Raw genomic sequence first — 17924 nt, forward strand, 5'->3', positions numbered from 1 at the left:
TTGTCTGTAAAGTGCTCGATCTTAGTTTTTTATTCGCTAAGCAGGGCTGCCAAACTACCGATGATAGTCATAATAAATAGAAACCACTTCAACTGAGATGTTTTAGCTCTAATGGCAAACTTTACAGCTATCATTGAGCCTAGCATCGTACCGACTGCCAAAATTAGTCCAGGCTGCCAACGAACCTGATCATTCCAGATAAATACAATCAGTGCTAGGAGCGTGAAGGATAGGGTGCAAACCATTTTCAAAGCATTGGTTGTCACTAAGTCGTATCTCAAAGTGCCAGCGAGTGCAGCAATTAAGACAAACCCCACCCCAGCTTGTACAAAACCCCCATAAATACCTGCAAGAAAGAGTGCATACCATGCACTAGGCTTTTCTGAGACAGAAAAAGCTTTAGTGCCTTCGGGAGGCACAATAACACTAGGCTTGACCAGCATTACCACAGTCATGCTGATCATGGCCATCAAGAGTAGGGGTTTGAGATAGCTCTCTGGTGAAAAGGAAGCTAACAGGCCTCCGATGAGTCCCCCGATAAGTGTAGGTGTTAGCACGGGCAGGACATCAGAGCGCTTTATCTTTCCTGCACGGTGAAACCCTTTGACTCCAACGATTCCCTGCATAAAAACCGCTACTCGATTGGTGGCGTTTGCTACATCTGCAGGCATTCCCATTATCATTAAAGCTGGAAGGGTTAGGTTTGAACCACCACCAGCAAGAGTGTTGATGATCCCTGCTATAAATCCTGTAGCAATTAATAGGGTGATATATGTCGCGCTTAGTTCCAAAGAGTACCCTCCACATTTTTTAGATTATAGAAACAAAGTTGTTTGGAAGTATCTCATTTCTCTCTAAAAACGTGTAAGAAAAATGACCCGCACAAGCTGGGATATTTTATGCTTTAGGGTGCATTATGTAAGAAAGATGCATTCTGGTTCGTTTTTTTTCATATCAATTTCGTATTTTTGGAAATAGATGCTGATTTGTTTTCGATCTATTTGCATTAATGAAGTGTTTTCTTACCCCTTTTGGATGAAAGAGTTATGCTTTTATTATTAAGTTATTGAAATATATTGTAATTTTTATTTTTTCATGTTTTCAGGATATTACTTTTTTGAAACTTAGTACGAAAAATGTACCTATGGTGAATTGAGAGTGCAAATAACTTGCGCAGTATTGATTAAAAATGGACGAATATTACATTGTCGTTAAGTGGCTTGCACAGTTCGAGCGCTGTACATAATAAGTGAATCAACAGAAAGGAAACCGATTTATGAAAAAGACTCTTGTTGCTATCGCAGTTTCAAGTGCCGCATTAACTTCAGTATCTGCTTTTGCAGCTGAAGATACAGTTAACTTCGATGTTTACGGTAACATCCAGTTAGTGTATGCAGACTCTGATTCAAACGACTCTGAAATTACTGACAATGGTTCTACTTTTGGATTCCAAGGTAGCACTGCAATCAGTGATGATCTAACGGGTTTCTTCAAGTACGAGCTTGAAGCTGACGCGGATGAGAAAACAAGCGATATCGATGTTAATCTTGATCAAGCATACGTTGGTCTACAAGGTGGCTTCGGTAAAGTGCAAGTTGGTTCATTCGATAGCATCTACAACAATGCTATTCAAGATACTTATGACCAATTCGAATACTACGGTGTGACTAACGCTGGTCTAACGGATGAAGGCGATACAATCGCTTACTTCTCTCCATCAATGGGTGGTTTTGAAGTTCAACTTTCTGCTCAATTCAAAGGCAAGGCAGAAACTGAAGTTAGTGACGGTACTACAGAAGATGGTACAGCTCTAACTGCAGTGGTTAAATACTCTGTTGACGCGCTTACTATCGCTGCTGGTTACGATAGCCTAGAAAATGATGTTGCTCGTTCTGCAGCTGATTCTGCAACTTACGGTGTAAGTGCTACATTCCAAGCAACGCCAGCGCTTTCTGTTGGTGCTAAATGGGAAGAAGAAGAAGATGAAAACACTATTCTTGGTCTAGCTGCACGCTTCAACTACGGTGCGGGTGATGTTTACGGTACTTACCAAAACGTTGATCCTGATGCTGTAGGTTCTGATGATTACAACGAGTACGGTGTAGGCGCGACTTACAACCTAGCTTCTAACATGTACGTTTACGGTGAATTTGGCCAAACTGGTTCATCTGAAGACGACATCACAGCAGTAGGTGCAACTTACCTATTCTAATCCCTTGCCTCTAAGTGGATTATGTTTACTCTAAGGCTCCTAAGGGAGCCTTATGTTAAATGTGATCATTCAAGGTTCCACATGTCCTTTTTCGTTCGGAGATAGACTGACTGGAACATTTAGGCACTAGGCGCTTAGTCTAGTGCCTTTTTTTTATTACTGATCAATGTTGCTTACACCTTCGAAATATTTATAGACTAGGTAGACTATAAATTGAACAGGTAGTAGCTCATGCTCAACATGGATTTCTCTGAACCTGTACTCTTGAATGCACGACAGTTGGAGTGGGTATCCAGCCCTATGCCCGGTGTGGATAGAAAGCCTCTTGCTAGAGAAGACGCGGAGCGAGGTCATGCAACCAGCATTGTTCGCTACGCGCCAGATTCAGTCTTTCGTCCCCATCCTCATCCTTTAGGAGAAGAGATTTTGGTGCTTTCGGGGGAGTTTTGTGATGAGACAGGGTGTTTTCCGGCAGGTACTTATTTTCGAAACCCACCAGGTTCAAGTCATGCTCCTTTCAGTCCAAAGGGCTGTATCTTGTTCGTAAAACTGCATCAATTTCAGCCTTTAGATACTCTGCAAGTGGTTTCGAAGGCTCAGGCATTTCATGAGTTGCCACCACGTAAATATATTCCTCTACATGAATATGAGGCAGAAAAGGTTGGCTTTCTTCGGCTTGATGTAGGGGATGGGAAGGCTTTTAAATCGTTACTGCCAGTTGATGATGGCGCGATTGAGTTGCTAGTGGTAAGTGGCTCTATCCGTTATGGTGAACATTCATATCCGTCACTAAGTTGGTTGCGTTTCCCTGTGTTAGACTGGCATGCATTCTCTATCTTAGAACAAAGCATCTTGTGGGTTAAGCAAGGTCACTTTTAACCAAGGAATATTATGAGCCAGTATATTATTTCCCCTGAAGCTGAGGTCTCTTTGCCTATCGAAGGGATGACGGAAAGATTTCCTGTGCGTCGCGTTTATTGTGTGGGTCGAAACTACGCTGCTCATGCCCGTGAAATGGGGGATGACCCTTCTAGAGATTTGCCGTTTTTCTTTTGTAAGGATAAAACTTGCGTGCAGTGGATAGGCTCAGATATGGACAACTTTATGCCCTATCCACAGGCAACGAAGCAGCTTGAATATGAAGTTGAGTTAGTCGTTGCGTTAACTAAAGGTGGTAAGAATCTATCTTTAGATAAGGCTGATGAGGCGATCTGGGGCTACAGTGTTGGTCTTGATATGACTCGACGTGACTTACAAGCTCAAGCTAAGCAAAAAGGGCGACCTTGGGAGTCCGGTAAAGCTTTTGATCACAGTGCGCCTATGTCTTCCATAATCCCTAGAAATGGCAAAGCGCTACTTAACCAGGGCGCTATTGCATTAAGTGTTAATGGGAAGTTGATGCAACACAGTAACCTTACTCATTTGACTTGGGATTTGGCTGAGGTTGTAGCGAAGCTGTCTGAGCAATTTGAATTGCGCCCAGGGGATTTGATTATGACAGGTACCCCTGAGAACGTGGGGGCGGTTCAAGCGGGAGATGTCATGGAAGCCTCTGTGGAGGGGGTTGGTAAGATTGTGGTTCAAGTACGCTAACATTAGTTTTGCAAGGCATTGAAAGTTAGAAATGCTGTATTAATTGCCTCTGCTTGTTTTGTAAGCCCTTTTTGCTGGAGTAGGTAGGCAGCGGTTTCAGCAGTACACAAGCCGCCATCGAGTTGGTTACGACGTCTTTGAAAGGTAGATTGTTGGTTAGGGATAGCGTAGTGCTGGAATCTCTTCAAATATTCTGTCCGGTTATACATTTTTCGTGCTTGCTGCCAAGTGCCATCTAATAGAATGACATGCTCTGCTTGGCTAATCGTTAAAGGTTCAGAATCTGAGTCAGGATAGTCAGGTTCTGCTGTTGGGTAAATGAGCAAGGTTTTGTCCAGTGGTAAGTCTGTGAGTTGCTGATCGGGCTCTGTTCTTTTCCATACAACGACTGTGCATGCTTGGGGAAGTTGAGCTTTAACAATTTGGCCTGTGCCATTACGTTTTTTTAGTTCTTCGGAGTGAGTCAGTAGCCAGATGTGCATAAGAAGAGTTCTTTAAAGCAGTGCTATGATGGGATTAAAAGCATCATAGCAAAAAGTGGAGGGGCGGTTGAGTTCCCTTCCACTTTTGTATGAAAAGATTACTCTTTACCAATTGAGCCGATTTTGTGGATGCTTAAATCTGCACCGTTAAATTCTTCTTCTTCCGTTAAGCGTAATCCAGAAATAGCTTTGGATGCACCATAAACAACAAAGCCTCCGGCAAGAGCAATGGCTACACCAGCCAGTGTGCCAATCAGCTGGACAGTGAAACTCACGCCGCCAAGTCCACCTAAAGAGGAACTGCCGAAAATGCCAGCAGCAATGCCGCCCCAAGCACCACAAATACCATGAAGAGGCCAAACCCCTAGCACATCATCAACAGAATGCAGCTTTTGTTGGATCCATGTGAATAGCATGGTGAATAAGATGCCTGCAATGCCTCCGGTGATTAATGCGCCGATAGGGTGCATGACATCAGAGCCAGCACAGACTGCCACTAAGCCTGCTAGGGGGCCATTATGAATAAAGCCAGGATCGTTCTTGCCAACAAACATTGCAGTTAATACGCCACCAACCATAGCCATTAAGGAGTTGACCGCAACTAGACCACTGACACCATCAAGTGTTTGAGCAGACATCACGTTAAAGCCAAACCAACCAATACAAAGAATCCAAGCGCCTAGTGCTAAGAATGGAATATTAGAAGGTGCAAAAGCTACTAGCTTACCTTGACGAAAGCGGCCGTTGCGTGTGCCAAGTAAAATGATGGCCGCCAATGCAACCCAGCCGCCAACACCATGTACAACAACAGAACCAGCGAAATCATGGAAGCCTGCGCCATAGCTAGCTTCTAGCCAATCTTGGAAGCCATAATTACCATTCCAAATAATACCTTCAAAAAATGGGTAAACTAAACCAACTATAACGGCTGCTGAGATTAGCATAGGGTAAAACTTCGCACGCTCCGCAACACCACCAGAAATAATGGCGGGGATCGCGGCTGCAAAAGTCATTAGGAAGAAAAACTTCACTAGTTCGTAGCCGTTATTTTCTGATAGCACCTCAGCACTTTCAAAGAAAGTAACGCCGTAGGCGATTTGATAGCCGACGAAAAAGTATACGAGCGCAGAGACGGCAAAGTCCGTCATAATTTTTACCAGAGCATTCACTTGGTTTTTATGTCGAACAGTACCGACTTCAAGAAATGCAAAGCCAGCATGCATTGCGAATACCATGATCGCGCCGAGTAAAATAAATAAGGTGTTAGAGCTGGAAACTAATGTTTCAACTGCACTGTTAATGTGATCCACATTCTCTCCTTTAGGGTGCTTTTGCACTAAGTTGGTATTGTTTTTAGATTTAAGCCCAATTTTAGGGCGTTATTTCTGATTTTGAGGTGTCCTTTCCTCGGCGAACACGAAAATAAGCAATAATTGTGCCTGAAATGTTTTATTTTGGTGCTGGTGTTTTATTTTGGTGCTTTGGTATTTTGCGATTCAACAAACTGTCATTTTTTCCCAGTAAAATGAACAGTCGAAAGGATGTGGTTAAAAATAGTATGGACTGTGCACTCTTTGTGTAATTTTGGGGTTTCTATTTTTTTTTAGTCGACATATTATCGAAAGGTAGCTGTTTAAAAATAACTCAAGTGTAAAAGGGATTTAGGCAGCACAAAGGAACATATTCTTGCTAGAAAGCAAGATGAACAGTTTAACAAGCTACCGTAGTGGGTAGTAAGCGTAAAAGAGGTTGTTATGTCAGATCAATTGGTATCCGGTATCGTAAAATGGTTTAACGATGAAAAAGGATTTGGTTTTATTGAGCGTGATGGTGGTACAGATGTTTTTGTTCACTACCGCGCAATTAACGGTACTGGTCGCCGTACTTTGCAAGAAGGTCAAAAAGTGACATTTGAGGTAACTCAAGGTCAAAAAGGCCCTCAAGCTGAGAATGTCACGATTGTTTGATCTGGCATAAAAGGTAAAAAGCCAAGCGATTGCTTGGCTTTTTTGTGTCTGTCGTTTAGTCAATCATGCCTAAACTGACCCAATACAGGAAGTCTGGATCGGCTTCTCTAGGTAGCTCGAAAGGAATGAACTTCTGTTCTTTATCTAGATACTGACTTTCTGGATAGCTGTTTACGAGAATAGCTAAGTTTTGCTTTGCTTCATCGTAAAGATTTAAGTCCATATATGCTTGAATGGTGATAGCAAGTGCTTCTTCAACGGAGGGAGTGGATGGATAATGTTGAATAACTTCTTGCCCTCTACGCAATGCTGAAAGAGGAGCCTTGCGTTTAAAATAATAGTGAGCAATAGCGACTTCATGCTCAGCAATCATGTTTCGTAAGTAAACCATTCTTGCTTTGGCATCGGGTGCAAACTCACTTTCCGGAAAGCGGCGTAAAAAGTCAGCAAACTCACTGAAAGATTTGTCAAACTCACTTGTGTCACGATCGGCTGGGTTTAGATTTAAAAAGCGCCCCAAAAATGATTCTGCGCCTTTATAAGTAGACAGGCCACGCATGTAGTAAACATAGTCTAGAGCCTGATTGTCAGGATAGTTTTTAATAAACCGGTCAGCTGTGGCATGAGCTGCGGCGTAATTGCCTGCCTCAAATTGTGCATATATTAAATCAAGGCGAGCTGGAATAGAGTATTCGCCAAATGGATAACGAGTTTCGAGCTCTTTAAGCTGTTCTGCAGCAGTAGTGGGCAGGTTGTTGTCCAGAGCTTCTTGGGCAAGACGGAAATATTCTTTTTCTGGTAAGTCTGGTTCAACGGTTGGTTGGTTGCTAGAACAGGCCGTCAAAACAGCGTAAAAGCTGGCAATTGTCAGAAATCGTGACAATGTCTTATTAAATCCCATGTATAATACAACCCTAGTAAACGTGGCATAGCCTACAATCATGGCTATGCGGTTAGCATATTTCGCGTCGAGAGGACGCAGCATCGAGCATAGAAAGTTTATTGTATGGCAGAGCGCATAGTAAAAGAAGCCCAAGTTTCGTTGGATTTCTCAGGTCAGCGATTTGATCAAATTGCTACCGAATTATTTTCAGATTATTCACGTTCAAGAATCCAAAGTTGGATCAAAGAAGGTGTCTTGCTAGTGGATGGAAAGAAAACCAAACCCAAAGAGAAGTTGTTTGGTGGTGAGACCATTACGCTTGATGTGGAGTTGGAAGAGCAGGCAGTTCATGACGCTCAAGAAATTCCGCTTAATATTGTTTATGAAGATGATGATATTTTAATCATCAACAAGCCTGCAGGTTTAGTGGTTCATCCAGCAGCAGGTCATAGTGATGGAACATTGCTTAATGCGATATTGCACCATGCGCCTGAGACGGCAACCGTGCCTCGTGCTGGTATTGTGCATCGTCTAGATAAAGAAACGACTGGGTTGATGGTGGTTGCTAAAACTTTGCAAGCGCAGACGGATCTCGTTGCTCAGCTTCAAGATCGCAGTATGGGGCGTGAATATGAGGCCATTGCCATAGGTGCTATGACAGGTGGTGGTGTGGTGGATGAGCCGATCGGGAGACATCCGCATAATCGTCAAAAAATGGCTGTTGAGCCTATTCATGGTAAAGAGGCGATTACTCATTATCGATTGATTAAGCGCTACAACAACCATACCCATATTCGTCTTAAGCTTGAAACAGGTCGTACACATCAAATTCGTGTTCATATGGCTCATATTCAGTACCCATTAGTGGGGGATCCACAATATGCTGGACGCCTGAAAATGCCTAAAGGCTGTTCACCTGAATTGCAGGAAGGCTTGAGAGATTTTCGTCGCCAAGCGTTGCATGCGAAGAAGTTGGAGTTATCTCACCCTGTGACAGGGGAGTGGATGGAATGGGAAGTGGATCTACCAGAAGATATGTTAGAGCTTGTTGAAATGTTGGAAGCCGATTTGAAAAACGGTGGCCAGAACCAATATATGTAGTAGTTAATCCATTTAAAAAGGCAGCCACGGCTGCCTTTTTCTTTGTTTAATAAAATGAATGGACAGTTGCATGAAAAATATAAACACGCTAATCATCCCTGAATGGCCAGCACCCAAAAACATAAAAGCGTGCGTCTCAACACGGCTTGGCGGTGTAAGTGAGGGAGTGTATCAAGGTCTTAATTTAGGTGCTCATGTGGGGGATGAACCAGCCACGGTTGAAGCTAACCGAGCAGAATTGAAACGTCTCACAAATTACCCTAATACGATTCAATGGCTCAACCAAGTGCACTCAGATATTGTCATCGAATTGCCAACAGAGGTTGATAAGCGAACCTCCGATGCGTCTTTCACTAAACAGGAAGATACTGTATGTGCAGTCTTAACGGCAGATTGCTTACCAGCAATATTTACCAATAAAGAAGGTACTCAAGTGGCGGCAGCGCACGCTGGGTGGCGTGGATTATGTGATGGTGTGCTGGAGTCGACTCTTAAGCAATTTGATGAGCCTAGTGACGTATTGGTTTGGCTCGGGCCAGCTATCGGTCCAGATTGCTTTGAAGTGGGAGCAGAAGTGCGTCAAGCATTTATGGATGTGGACCCTGAGGCTGAAAGCGCTTTTAAGCCTTCGTCCAATCAAGGTAAGTGGCTTGGTGATTTGTATCTAATCGCTAAACAGCGCATGGCCAAATTAGGTTGTCAGCAGGTGTTTGGTGGTGACTTGTGTACTGTGACAGACAAGGAACGCTTTTACTCCTACCGTCGTGATGGAGTAACTGGTCGAATGGCGACACTTATTTGGATAGAAAAATGATGGCTGTCAAAAAAATGACACTCATCCATTGAAAAGCAAAATAGTGATCTTATAAAGCTAGTAGAAGACAGTTTAGTTATCGATTTCGGAGGTCATTATGCGAATTGATCGATTAACCAGTAAGTTGCAAATTGCTCTATCAGATGCTCAGTCTGTGGCGCTAGGGCAGGATCACAATTACATTGAAGCCGTGCATTTGTTGATAGCGTTGCTTGATCAGCAGGGCGGTGGCGTACGACCTATTCTGCAGCAGTCTGGCGTGCAGATAACGAAGTTTCGTGAAGAGTTAAATAAGATTCTAGAGCGTATGCCGAAAGTCTCTAATCATGATGGCAACGTACAAATGTCACCAGAGTTAGGTCGGCTGCTTAACTTAGCCGATAAAGAAGCGCAAAAGCGAAAGGATCAATACATTTCGTCTGAGCTGATTCTGTTGGCAATGTTTGATGCTAAAGATGATGTTGCTAAGGCGCTTAAAGCAACGGGTGTGACTAAAGCTGATATTGCTTCGGTCATTGATTCCATTCGTGGCGGTGATGCAGTCAACGACCCTAATGCTGAGGAGAACCGTCAGTCGTTAGACAAGTTTACTGTGGACTTAACTGCTCGTGCTTCAGAAGGTCGTTTAGATCCTGTGATTGGTCGTGACGATGAGATCCGTCGCACCATCCAAGTGTTGCAACGTCGTCGCAAAAACAACCCTGTTCTAATTGGTGAGCCAGGGGTGGGTAAAACCGCGATTGTCGAAGGTTTGGCTCAGCGTATCATTAATGGAGAAGTGCCAGAAGGCCTTAAGAATAAGCGAGTCTTGTCCCTAGACATGGGGGCCTTGATCGCGGGTGCAAAATACCGTGGTGAATTTGAAGAGCGCTTAAAAGGCGTTTTGAATGAATTGGCGAAGCAAGAAGGCCAGATCATTCTGTTTATTGATGAGATCCATACCATGGTGGGGGCTGGTAAATCCGAAGGCTCTATGGATGCCGGAAACATGCTGAAGCCTGCTCTGGCTCGTGGCGAGCTTCACTGTGTGGGTGCTACCACGTTGGATGAGTATCGCCAGTATATTGAGAAAGATGCAGCGCTTGAGCGTCGTTTCCAGAAGGTGCTGGTTGAAGAACCAAATGTACTGGACTCCATCGCTATTTTGCGTGGCTTAAAAGAGCGTTACGAAGTTCACCATGGGGTTGATATTACTGACTCGGCAATCATTGCTGCGGCGAAGCTGTCTCAGCGCTATATCACGGATCGTCAACTGCCAGATAAAGCGATTGACTTGATTGACGAAGCGGCTAGCCGTATTCGCATGGAAATGGACTCTAAGCCAGAGGAAATGGATCGCCTAGAGCGTCGCTTGATTCAGCTTAAGATTGAACAAGAGGCCCTCAAGAAAGAAAAAGATAAAGCCTCCAAGCAGCGTTTAGCTGAGCTTGAAGATGATATCGATGGTTTGGAAAAGCAATTTTCAGATCTTGAAGAAATTTGGAATGCTGAGAAAGCGGCTGTTCAAGGTGCGCAAAAGCTTAAAGAAGAGCTGGAAGGTGTACGCCAAGAAATGGAGGAGGCGCGTCGACAAGGTAACTTGGCAAAAATGTCAGAGCTTCAGTATGGCGTGATTCCAATGCTGGAAGCGGAAATTGAAAAGGCAACGCAAGACGAAGAGCATGAGGCAGAAACTCAGCTGCTGAAAAACCGCGTGACAGAAGAAGAGATTGCCACGGTAGTCTCTCGCTGGACTGGTATTCCAGTGGATAAAATGCTCGAAGGCGAACGTGACAAGCTGCTACGTATGGAAGACGCGTTGCACGAGTCGGTGATTGGCCAAGATGAAGCTGTGAACGCCGTTTCTAATGCAGTTCGTCGTTCACGTTCAGGCTTGGCGGATCCAAATCGTCCTAATGGTTCTTTCCTGTTCTTAGGTCCTACTGGTGTGGGTAAGACTGAGTTGTGTAAATCGTTGGCGAAGTTCTTGTTTGATACCGAGCAAGCAATGGTGCGTGTCGATATGTCTGAGTTTATGGAGAAGCATTCTGTTGCGCGTTTAATTGGTGCACCTCCAGGCTACGTTGGCTACGAAGAAGGTGGTTATCTAACGGAAGCGGTACGTCGTCGTCCTTACTCTGTATTGCTGCTAGATGAGGTCGAGAAAGCGCATCCGGATATGTTTAACATTCTTTTGCAGGTGTTGGATGATGGTCGTCTAACGGATGGTCAGGGACGTACGGTCGACTTTCGTAACACGGTTGTTGTAATGACCTCTAACCTTGGCTCAGACATGATTCAAGAGTACCGTAGCAACGACGAATATGAAGCCATTAAGGGCAAAGTGATGGAAGTAGTGGGTACACATTTCCGTCCAGAGTTTATTAACCGTATCGACGAAACGGTGGTGTTCCACCCATTGATGCAATCGCAGATCAAAGGCATTGCTAAGATTCAGCTGGCGCATCTAAATGACCGTTTGACTGAGATGGGGATGTCGATGAATTTAAGTGATGCGGCGATGGAGCGTTTGGCTGAAGTGGGTTATGACCCAATTTATGGTGCGCGTCCATTGAAGCGTGCTATCCAGCAATGGATTGAAAACCCATTAGCGAACGAGCTGTTAGGTGGTAAGTTTGTTGCAGGCGACTTGATTAAAGTGGATGTTAACGAGGAAGGAATGACCTTCGAAGCGTTACAGGAAACTTTGCAAGCATCGTAAGTGATTGACCTGAAAGTACAACTGCAAAAAAAAGCCTGCTTACTTAAGCAGGCTTTTTTGTATCTAATGGCTGTCTAGTTTAGAAGTCAGCAAAAACACCTACGAAGAAGCCGTCAAACTCGATCTCAGAGTCGATACTGCCTTCATCAATGTCGAAGTTAGCTGTGCGGTAACCGCCTTCTACACCCACGATAAACGGAGATTGGTATTTAATCTTAAATGTGGTGTCATTGATGCTTGAATCACCCGCTGATAAAGTCTTTAGTTCACCGCCAATTTGTATTGGAAGAGTAGGGATGGTGAAGTATGCAGATAAGTAACCAGTCGGTAAAACAATGCTTTCACTTTCTCGGCTAGTATTAACGCGTGCGTCAATATCCATGTCGCGAATGGAAATGCCAAGATCTAGGTCAATCCATGCAAGGCCATCTAAGAACTCGTAGTAAAGTGTATAATCTGTACTTTCCACTTTCATGTCGACATCGGTGCTCTTGCCTTCTAATGTTGAGCCTTGTAGGCGAACATTTGGGATAAGAGGAACTGGGTGTTCAAAAGCAATACCGAAGTATGTATTGTCTTCACCACTAAAGTCAGTATCGGCTGATTGGCTATTTAAGCTGCCGTCGAAAGAAACGTCTGGAGAAAATTGTCCGACTTCAGCTGTCAAACCTAGAATGTCTGCTTGTGCTGCGCCTGCAAGAAGAAGAGTGGAAGCAATCAGTGCTTTCTTCATAAAGAGAATCCCTTTATTGATTTTGATTTTCACGAATTATAACTAAGAGGAAAATAAAATCTAAGGAAAAGTCGAAAAGTTTTGATGGCTGGGGTAGCTGGATTCGAACCAACGCATGACGGGATCAAAACCCGTTGCCTTACCGCTTGGCTATACCCCAACTTATCAAAAAGCTGGTGGCTATGACTAGATTCGAACTAGTGACCCCATCATTATGAGTGATGTGCTCTAACCAACTGAGCTACATAGCCTTGTGCTGAAGTGTATTTTGATGGCTGGGGTAGCTGGATTCGAACCAACGCATGACGGGATCAAAACCCGTTGCCTTACCGCTTGGCTATACCCCAATTCATCAAAATTGGTGGCTATGACTAGATTCGAACTAGTGACCCCATCATTATGAGTGATGTGCTCTAACCAACTGAGCTACATAGCCTTTGCAAGAGAGTGGCTGGGGTAGCTGGATTCGAACCAACGCATGACGGGATCAAAACCCGTTGCCTTACCGCTTGGCTATACCCCAACAATCTCGCAACACAGACAGTTTTGAAACAATGCTTCGCTGTGTCTGTGGCGCGATATTATTCATATAACCCATTCATGGGTCAAGGATTTTTTTGAAAAAAGTTAAACATTAAAACGGAAGTGCATCACATCGCCATCTTTCACGATGTAGTCTTTACCTTCTAGACGCCATTTGCCTGCTTCTTTCGCACCGTTCTCGCCTTTGTATTGAATAAAGTCGTTGTAGGCAACGACTTCGGCACGGATAAAGCCTTTCTCAAAGTCTGTATGGATCACACCAGCAGCTTGTGGGCCTGTAGCACCTTGTTTAACCGTCCAAGCACGGACTTCTTTTACACCGGCTGTGAAGTATGTCTGAAGACCTAGTAGCTCGTAGCCTGCGCGAATCACGCGATCAAGACCAGGCTCTTCCATGCCCATTTCGTCTAGGAATTCTTTCATTTCTTCAGTATCCAGCTCGGAAATTTCAGCTTCAAGCTGGTTACAGATCGGTACCACCATAGCGCCTTCTGCTTCGGCGATCTCGCGTACAACGTCTAAGTGAGGGTTGTTTTCAAAACCGTCTTCGGAAACGTTGGCAATGTACATGGTTGGCTTAGTAGTTAGCAGGTGAAGTTGCTTAACCGCTTTCTTCTGGTCGTCTGTTAAGTCCATTGAGCGAACTGGAAGGCCATCTTCTAGGTGTGCTTTGATGCTTTCTAGAAACTCTTTATGTGCAATGGCTTCTTTGTTACCGCTCTTAGCGTTCTTAGCAGTACGCAGAATTTGCTTATCAATGGACTCGATGTCGGCAAAGATCAGCTCAAGGTTGATGACCTCGATGTCTGCTTTTGGGTTGACTTGGTTAGCAACGTGGATAACGTTGTCATCTTCGAAACAGCGTACAACGTGTGCAATCGCATCCGTTTCGCGGATGTTGGCTAGGAATTTATTACCGAGACCTTCACCTTTCGATGCGCCTTCTACTAGACCTGCGATATCAACGAATTCCATCGTTGTCGCTAACACACGCTCAGGTTTTACGATTTCTGCTAGAGCGTCTAGGCGTGGGTCAGGCATGGCCACTACACCAGCGTTTGGCTCAATGGTACAGAAAGGGAAGTTTTCAGCGCCGATACCGGCTTTGGTTAGCGCGTTGAACAGAGTTGATTTGCCGACGTTTGGTAAGCCGACGATACCGCAATTAAAGCCCATAAAGATTTCCTAAAGCTGGTAGTTTTATGCTTTGAAACTATGAAGATGGTTCATGACACTATTCCAGTTGTCCGCGACAATATCTTCGTAATAGCGCAATGACTCATCAATGGTTTGTTCGATTTTTTGGTATTCATCACTTGGAGCTTTTTTAAGTACATAGCTTGCTACTTGGCTCGCATGTCCTGGGTGACCAATACCGATGCGTACACGACCAAAATCACGGTTGTTACCGAGTTTGCTGATAATATCTTTTAGACCATTATGGCCACCGTGGCCACCGCTTTTCTTGAGCTTTACGGTGCCTGGAGCGATATCGAGTTCATCGTGAACGACTAGAACTTCTTGGGGGGAGATTTTATAGAATTGGCAAACAGCTTGAACGGCTTTGCCACTTAAATTCATATAGGTCGTAGGAATTAGGAGGTAGCATTCCTGCCCACCTATAAAAACTTTTCCAAACTCACCGAAAAATTTCTTCTCAGTGCGAAGAGAACACTGACTCATACGAGCCAGTGCTTCTATCCATTGTGCGCCAGCATTGTGGCGGGTGTTTTCATATTCAGTACCTGGGTTACCCAAGCCAACGAGTAATCTAAAACCTGCCACAGACTTGCCTCAATGATTAACGCTTAGCTTTACCGATACGAGCGATAGGCTGGTTGTGGTCTTCGCCTTTAAGAAGAGCAACCAATTCAACGCCTTCTGGTAGTTGAGCATCAGAAAGGTGGAAGATATCGCCTAGTTGACCTTTGATTGTGTCAACTTCTAGTGCAGCTGGTAGGTCTTTTGGAAGACAACGAACTTCAGCAAGTTTCGCTTCTACTTGTAGACGACCACCTTGAGATTTAACACCTTCAGACTTCGTAGCGTTGATGAAGTTTAGAGGAACGCGAGTAACCAGTTTCGTTTCAGAATCAACGCGCAGCAAGTCAATGTGCATAACATCGCCAGTTGCTGGGTGACGTTGTAGAGATTTAACGATTACTTCTTGCTCTGCACCATCAACTGATACTTTTACTACGCTAGTTAAAAAAGCTGTGCTTTCTACAGCTTTAGCAACTTCGTTGTTTTTGAACGTAACAGAAACTGCGTCAGTGTTGCCACCGTAGATTACAGCTGGAACAAGACCTGCGTGACGAAGGCGGCGGCTCGCACCTTTACCTTCTTCGTTACGTACAGAAGCATTTAGTATTTGAGACATTTTGAATATCCTAAAATTAAGTTAAATTTGCCCAGAACTGCGACCCGTTCCGAGCGTAAACGTTTGGCTTAGGCCCCAAACATGGCGCTAATTGACTCTTCATTGCATACGCGACGAACAGCCTCAGCCATAATGTCAGACATTGACAGTTGGCGGATTTGTGGGCAATTCTGTGCGGCTTGCGATAACGGAATCGTATCCGTCACAACCAATTCATCTAGCACAGAGTTGCTAATATTCTCAATCGCTTTGCCAGACAGTACTGGGTGAGTACAGTAAGCCAAAACTTTCGATGCACCATGTTCTTTTAGTGCTTTCGCGGCAGCGCATAATGTACCACCTGTGTCACACATATCATCTACAAGCACACAAGTTTTACCCTCTACATCACCGATAAGGTGCATGATTTGTGCTTCGTTAGCGCGTGGACGACGCTTATCAATGATGGCTAAATCCGCATCATCTAGTAGTTTTGCAAAGGCACGAGCGCGAACTACACCACCTACATCAGGTGACACAACGGTAATGTTCTCGTGACCTTGACGTTGTAGATCGTCTAGCAGCAAAGGTGTTGCATATACGTTATCTACTGGAATATCAAAGAATCCTTGAATCTGATCAGCGTGAAGATCAACAGTTAGTACACGGTTGATACCCACTGCAGAAATCATATCCGCCACTACTTTTGCTGTAATTGGCACACGCGCCGAGCGAACGCGACGATCCTGACGTGCATAACCAAAGTATGGGATCACCGCTGTAACGCGGGTAGCCGACGCACGACGCAGCGCATCAGCCATTACAATCAGTTCCATTAGGTTGTCGTTGCTTGGAGCACAGGTTGATTGGATAATGAAAACATCTTTACCGCGAACGTTTTCGTTGATCTCAACTGTGATCTCACCGTCACTGAATTTTCCAACCGTTGCGTTGCCGATAGGAAGACCTAGGCGACGAACAACTCGACGAGCAAGTTCCGGGTTGGCATTACCGGTAAAAACCATCAACTTGGACACTGTGTATACCCTTTGTATTTATAGCGATGAAAAAGAGACTGGCGTTTTATTCAGCACTCAGTATGCTGATGCGTAATCCACTGGTTCAGTGCGTTGTGAGTGGGGGAGGTATTACAACCTCGACAAACCCAAGCCTGCCATTTGTCTGGTACTGCGGCTCTAACTCGATTCGCTTCATCAATTGAGTCAAACGCTAAAAACAAACAGGCGCCTGTGCCAGTAAGCTTTGCGTCACCAAATTGCTGTAGCCAAAAAAACGCTTCATCCACTTCAGAATAAAGTCTTCTAACGACTTCGAGGCAATCGTTATGCCCCTCCAGTTTCAAGGCGTGCGATATTCTGATGGCAGGGGTGTCTCTTGTCAAATATTTATCGGTAAAAATTTGACCAGTTGGCACCTCGCAATTTGGCTTTAATAACAGATAAAACGGGGTCTCAGGCTCAACTTTAGTGAGTTTTTCGCCGATGCCTTCGGCGTAAGCTGAATGCCCAAATACAAAGATCGGGACATCGGCTCCTAAGTGTTTGCCAAGTTCAGCTAATTCTTGAAGGGACAAATGACAACTCCAGAGCTGATTGAGTGCTAGCAGGGTGGTCGCGGCATTGCTACTGCCACCTCCTATGCCACCGCCCATCGGTAGTTGTTTATTGATTTTAATATGTACGCCAGCAAGATTTTGCCGGAAGGGTTTAAGCAAATTTGCTGCTTTTACGATTAAGTTATCCGCAAAAGGAACGCTTGCAAACTCTGGTTCTAAACTGATGGAACTATCATTTTCTTTAATTGAAAAACACATGTCGTCACAAACATCGATAAACTGAAACAATGTCTGTAGCTCATGATAACCGTCCGTCCGACGTCCAGTTATGTGTAAAAATAAATTCAATTTTGCTGGTGAAGGTAAGGCTATAGAATTCATTGAACAGCCCAATCTGTAATGATTAAATTCACTCGATAAGGTGTGTGGACTACCTGCATTCGTTGTGGCAGTTTTAGTTGATCAACATTGGTGAATTCTTTGTAGGTGATTGTCCAGCCATCTTGAATGATTTGCTCAGGTGTTCCATCTTCCCTATAAGCGGTCTCTGCTGGTGTATTGGGGGACGCTAAACCACGAATCCAATATTGAACATTAGTCACTGGAAAGTGCCACCCTAACTCGTAATAAAGTAATGCCTCGGCACTTTCCCCTTTGGCTACTTTGTCATCGTAACTAAGTTTAGCTTCACTACCAGGCGTACCTTCTAAGCGTGTTGCACCTTGGCCGAAAGGGCCATAGATGTTGAGTTCGTAGTGTTCTGTATTATGAGACCAATTAAAGTTTCCAGATATCGCATCAGTCTCTGTTCTGATACCGACACGACCTTCCGTTTGCCAAGATTGAATCTGCTCAATACTCTCCGGTACAGGTTTTGTAGGGGTGGTCGGTGTCATACTACAGCCAGTGACTACAATGACTGTAATAAGACCTGCAAATAAGCGTTTTAAATTCATTTAT

The 17924-nt window shown here is 44.3% G+C and carries 18 protein-coding genes and 5 tRNA genes; 7 read left to right on the plus strand and 16 right to left on the minus strand.

What is annotated here, in order from left to right:
- Nucleotides 1-29: 29 nt before the first annotated feature.
- A complete protein-coding gene (locus JHD44_RS01270; protein WP_199460297.1) occupies nucleotides 30-791 on the minus strand; it encodes a sulfite exporter TauE/SafE family protein in 762 nt (253 codons plus the stop codon).
- 485 nt (nucleotides 792-1276) lie between these two features.
- Between JHD44_RS01270 and JHD44_RS01275 the strand changes: the two genes are divergently transcribed.
- The 3 genes from JHD44_RS01275 to JHD44_RS01285 all read left to right on the plus strand — a co-directional run bounded on the left by JHD44_RS01275 (nucleotide 1277) and on the right by JHD44_RS01285 (nucleotide 3805).
- On the plus strand, nucleotides 1277-2212 hold the full coding sequence (locus tag JHD44_RS01275; protein WP_199460299.1) for a porin: 936 nt from the start codon (nucleotides 1277-1279) through the stop codon (nucleotides 2210-2212).
- A gap of 231 nt (nucleotides 2213-2443) precedes the next feature.
- Entirely contained in the window at nucleotides 2444-3091 is a 648-nt protein-coding gene (locus JHD44_RS01280; RefSeq protein ID WP_199460301.1) for a cupin domain-containing protein, read from the plus strand.
- A gap of 12 nt (nucleotides 3092-3103) precedes the next feature.
- A complete protein-coding gene (locus JHD44_RS01285; RefSeq protein ID WP_199460303.1) occupies nucleotides 3104-3805 on the plus strand; it encodes a fumarylacetoacetate hydrolase family protein in 702 nt (233 codons plus the stop codon).
- A 2-nt stretch (nucleotides 3806-3807) separates the two neighbouring features.
- On the opposite strand, the gene JHD44_RS01290 is transcribed toward JHD44_RS01285, so the two are convergent.
- Together JHD44_RS01290 and JHD44_RS01295 are read right to left on the minus strand one after the other, a co-directional pair.
- On the minus strand, nucleotides 3808-4287 hold the full coding sequence (locus JHD44_RS01290) for a DTW domain-containing protein (protein ID WP_199460305.1): 480 nt from the start codon (nucleotides 4285-4287) through the stop codon (nucleotides 3808-3810).
- Nucleotides 4288-4385: 98 nt separating this feature from the next.
- Nucleotides 4386-5597 carry an ammonium transporter gene (locus tag JHD44_RS01295; RefSeq protein WP_199460307.1) on the minus strand — a complete coding sequence of 404 codons (1212 nt, stop codon included), beginning with the start codon at nucleotides 5595-5597 and terminating at the stop codon, nucleotides 4386-4388.
- A 444-nt stretch (nucleotides 5598-6041) separates the two neighbouring features.
- On the opposite strand from JHD44_RS01295, the gene JHD44_RS01300 reads away from it, so the two are divergent.
- Nucleotides 6042-6254, plus strand: coding sequence for a cold shock domain-containing protein (locus JHD44_RS01300; protein WP_325097025.1), 213 nt, complete (start codon nucleotides 6042-6044; stop codon nucleotides 6252-6254).
- A gap of 55 nt (nucleotides 6255-6309) precedes the next feature.
- Here the strand turns inward: JHD44_RS01300 and JHD44_RS01305 are convergent, their stop codons facing one another.
- Nucleotides 6310-7155, minus strand: coding sequence for an outer membrane protein assembly factor BamD (locus JHD44_RS01305; RefSeq protein ID WP_199460309.1), 846 nt, complete (start codon nucleotides 7153-7155; stop codon nucleotides 6310-6312).
- Between the two features lie 105 nt (nucleotides 7156-7260).
- Between JHD44_RS01305 and rluD the strand changes: the two genes are divergently transcribed.
- The 3 genes from rluD (at nucleotide 7261) to clpB (ending at nucleotide 11753) form a co-directional block, all read left to right on the plus strand.
- A complete protein-coding gene (gene rluD / locus JHD44_RS01310; protein WP_199460311.1) occupies nucleotides 7261-8238 on the plus strand; it encodes a 23S rRNA pseudouridine(1911/1915/1917) synthase RluD in 978 nt (325 codons plus the stop codon).
- Between the two features lie 70 nt (nucleotides 8239-8308).
- Complete coding sequence (pgeF, locus tag JHD44_RS01315) at nucleotides 8309-9052, plus strand: peptidoglycan editing factor PgeF (RefSeq protein ID WP_199460313.1); 744 nt, start codon at nucleotides 8309-8311, stop codon at nucleotides 9050-9052.
- Between the two features lie 97 nt (nucleotides 9053-9149).
- The gene (gene clpB / locus JHD44_RS01320) at nucleotides 9150-11753 is read left to right on the plus strand and encodes an ATP-dependent chaperone ClpB (RefSeq protein WP_199460315.1); all 2604 of its coding nucleotides are present in this window, start codon (nucleotides 9150-9152) and stop codon (nucleotides 11751-11753) included.
- 79 nt (nucleotides 11754-11832) lie between these two features.
- On the opposite strand, the gene JHD44_RS01325 is transcribed toward clpB, so the two are convergent.
- The 12 genes from JHD44_RS01325 to lolB form a co-directional block, all read right to left on the minus strand.
- Nucleotides 11833-12486, minus strand: a complete 654-nt coding sequence (locus tag JHD44_RS01325; RefSeq protein WP_199460317.1) for a TIGR04219 family outer membrane beta-barrel protein — start codon at nucleotides 12484-12486, stop codon at nucleotides 11833-11835.
- Between the two features lie 85 nt (nucleotides 12487-12571).
- Nucleotides 12572-12646 (minus strand) — tRNA-Gln (locus JHD44_RS01330).
- Nucleotides 12647-12660: 14 nt separating this feature from the next.
- A tRNA-Met gene (locus tag JHD44_RS01335) sits at nucleotides 12661-12737 on the minus strand.
- Between the two features lie 21 nt (nucleotides 12738-12758).
- A tRNA-Gln gene (locus JHD44_RS01340) sits at nucleotides 12759-12833 on the minus strand.
- A gap of 12 nt (nucleotides 12834-12845) precedes the next feature.
- Nucleotides 12846-12922, minus strand: a tRNA-Met gene (locus JHD44_RS01345).
- Between the two features lie 12 nt (nucleotides 12923-12934).
- Nucleotides 12935-13009: transfer RNA gene (locus JHD44_RS01350), tRNA-Gln, on the minus strand.
- Between the two features lie 104 nt (nucleotides 13010-13113).
- The gene (ychF, locus tag JHD44_RS01355; protein WP_199460319.1) at nucleotides 13114-14205 is read right to left on the minus strand and encodes a redox-regulated ATPase YchF; all 1092 of its coding nucleotides are present in this window, start codon (nucleotides 14203-14205) and stop codon (nucleotides 13114-13116) included.
- 24 nt (nucleotides 14206-14229) lie between these two features.
- On the minus strand, nucleotides 14230-14814 hold the full coding sequence (gene pth / locus JHD44_RS01360) for an aminoacyl-tRNA hydrolase (protein WP_199460321.1): 585 nt from the start codon (nucleotides 14812-14814) through the stop codon (nucleotides 14230-14232).
- A 16-nt stretch (nucleotides 14815-14830) separates the two neighbouring features.
- Complete coding sequence (locus JHD44_RS01365) at nucleotides 14831-15409, minus strand: 50S ribosomal protein L25/general stress protein Ctc (RefSeq protein WP_199460323.1); 579 nt, start codon at nucleotides 15407-15409, stop codon at nucleotides 14831-14833.
- Between the two features lie 68 nt (nucleotides 15410-15477).
- The gene (locus tag JHD44_RS01370; RefSeq protein ID WP_133562710.1) at nucleotides 15478-16425 is read right to left on the minus strand and encodes a ribose-phosphate diphosphokinase; all 948 of its coding nucleotides are present in this window, start codon (nucleotides 16423-16425) and stop codon (nucleotides 15478-15480) included.
- A gap of 50 nt (nucleotides 16426-16475) precedes the next feature.
- Nucleotides 16476-17345, minus strand: a complete 870-nt coding sequence (gene ispE, locus JHD44_RS01375; RefSeq protein WP_199460325.1) for a 4-(cytidine 5'-diphospho)-2-C-methyl-D-erythritol kinase — start codon at nucleotides 17343-17345, stop codon at nucleotides 16476-16478.
- The gene (lolB, locus tag JHD44_RS01380; RefSeq protein WP_199460327.1) at nucleotides 17342-17920 is read right to left on the minus strand and encodes a lipoprotein insertase outer membrane protein LolB; all 579 of its coding nucleotides are present in this window, start codon (nucleotides 17918-17920) and stop codon (nucleotides 17342-17344) included. Before lolB ends, ispE begins: the two co-directional genes overlap by 4 nt.
- Between the last annotated feature and the right edge of the window lie 4 nt (nucleotides 17921-17924).

The sequence above is a fragment of the Marinomonas ostreistagni genome, from assembly GCF_016461785.1.
GTDB classification, from domain to species: domain Bacteria; phylum Pseudomonadota; class Gammaproteobacteria; order Pseudomonadales; family Marinomonadaceae; genus Marinomonas; species Marinomonas ostreistagni_A.

Coding starts and splice junctions, on each gene's coding strand:
- JHD44_RS01275 (WP_199460299.1), top strand. CDS start 1,277: ATGAAAAAGACTCTTGTTGCTATCGCAGTTTCAAGTGCCGCATTAACT.
- JHD44_RS01280 (WP_199460301.1), top strand. CDS start 2,444: ATGCTCAACATGGATTTCTCTGAACCTGTACTCTTGAATGCACGACAG.
- JHD44_RS01285 (WP_199460303.1), top strand. CDS start 3,104: ATGAGCCAGTATATTATTTCCCCTGAAGCTGAGGTCTCTTTGCCTATC.
- JHD44_RS01290 (WP_199460305.1), bottom strand. CDS start 4,287: ATGCACATCTGGCTACTGACTCACTCCGAAGAACTAAAAAAACGTAAT.
- JHD44_RS01300 (WP_325097025.1), top strand. CDS start 6,042: ATGTCAGATCAATTGGTATCCGGTATCGTAAAATGGTTTAACGATGAA.
- JHD44_RS01305 (WP_199460309.1), bottom strand. CDS start 7,155: ATGGGATTTAATAAGACATTGTCACGATTTCTGACAATTGCCAGCTTT.
- rluD (WP_199460311.1), top strand. CDS start 7,261: ATGGCAGAGCGCATAGTAAAAGAAGCCCAAGTTTCGTTGGATTTCTCA.
- pgeF (WP_199460313.1), top strand. CDS start 8,309: ATGAAAAATATAAACACGCTAATCATCCCTGAATGGCCAGCACCCAAA.
- clpB (WP_199460315.1), top strand. CDS start 9,150: ATGCGAATTGATCGATTAACCAGTAAGTTGCAAATTGCTCTATCAGAT.
- JHD44_RS01325 (WP_199460317.1), bottom strand. CDS start 12,486: ATGAAGAAAGCACTGATTGCTTCCACTCTTCTTCTTGCAGGCGCAGCA.
- ychF (WP_199460319.1), bottom strand. CDS start 14,205: ATGGGCTTTAATTGCGGTATCGTCGGCTTACCAAACGTCGGCAAATCA.
- JHD44_RS01365 (WP_199460323.1), bottom strand. CDS start 15,409: ATGTCTCAAATACTAAATGCTTCTGTACGTAACGAAGAAGGTAAAGGT.
- ispE (WP_199460325.1), bottom strand. CDS start 17,345: ATGAATTCTATAGCCTTACCTTCACCAGCAAAATTGAATTTATTTTTA.
- lolB (WP_199460327.1), bottom strand. CDS start 17,920: ATGAATTTAAAACGCTTATTTGCAGGTCTTATTACAGTCATTGTAGTC.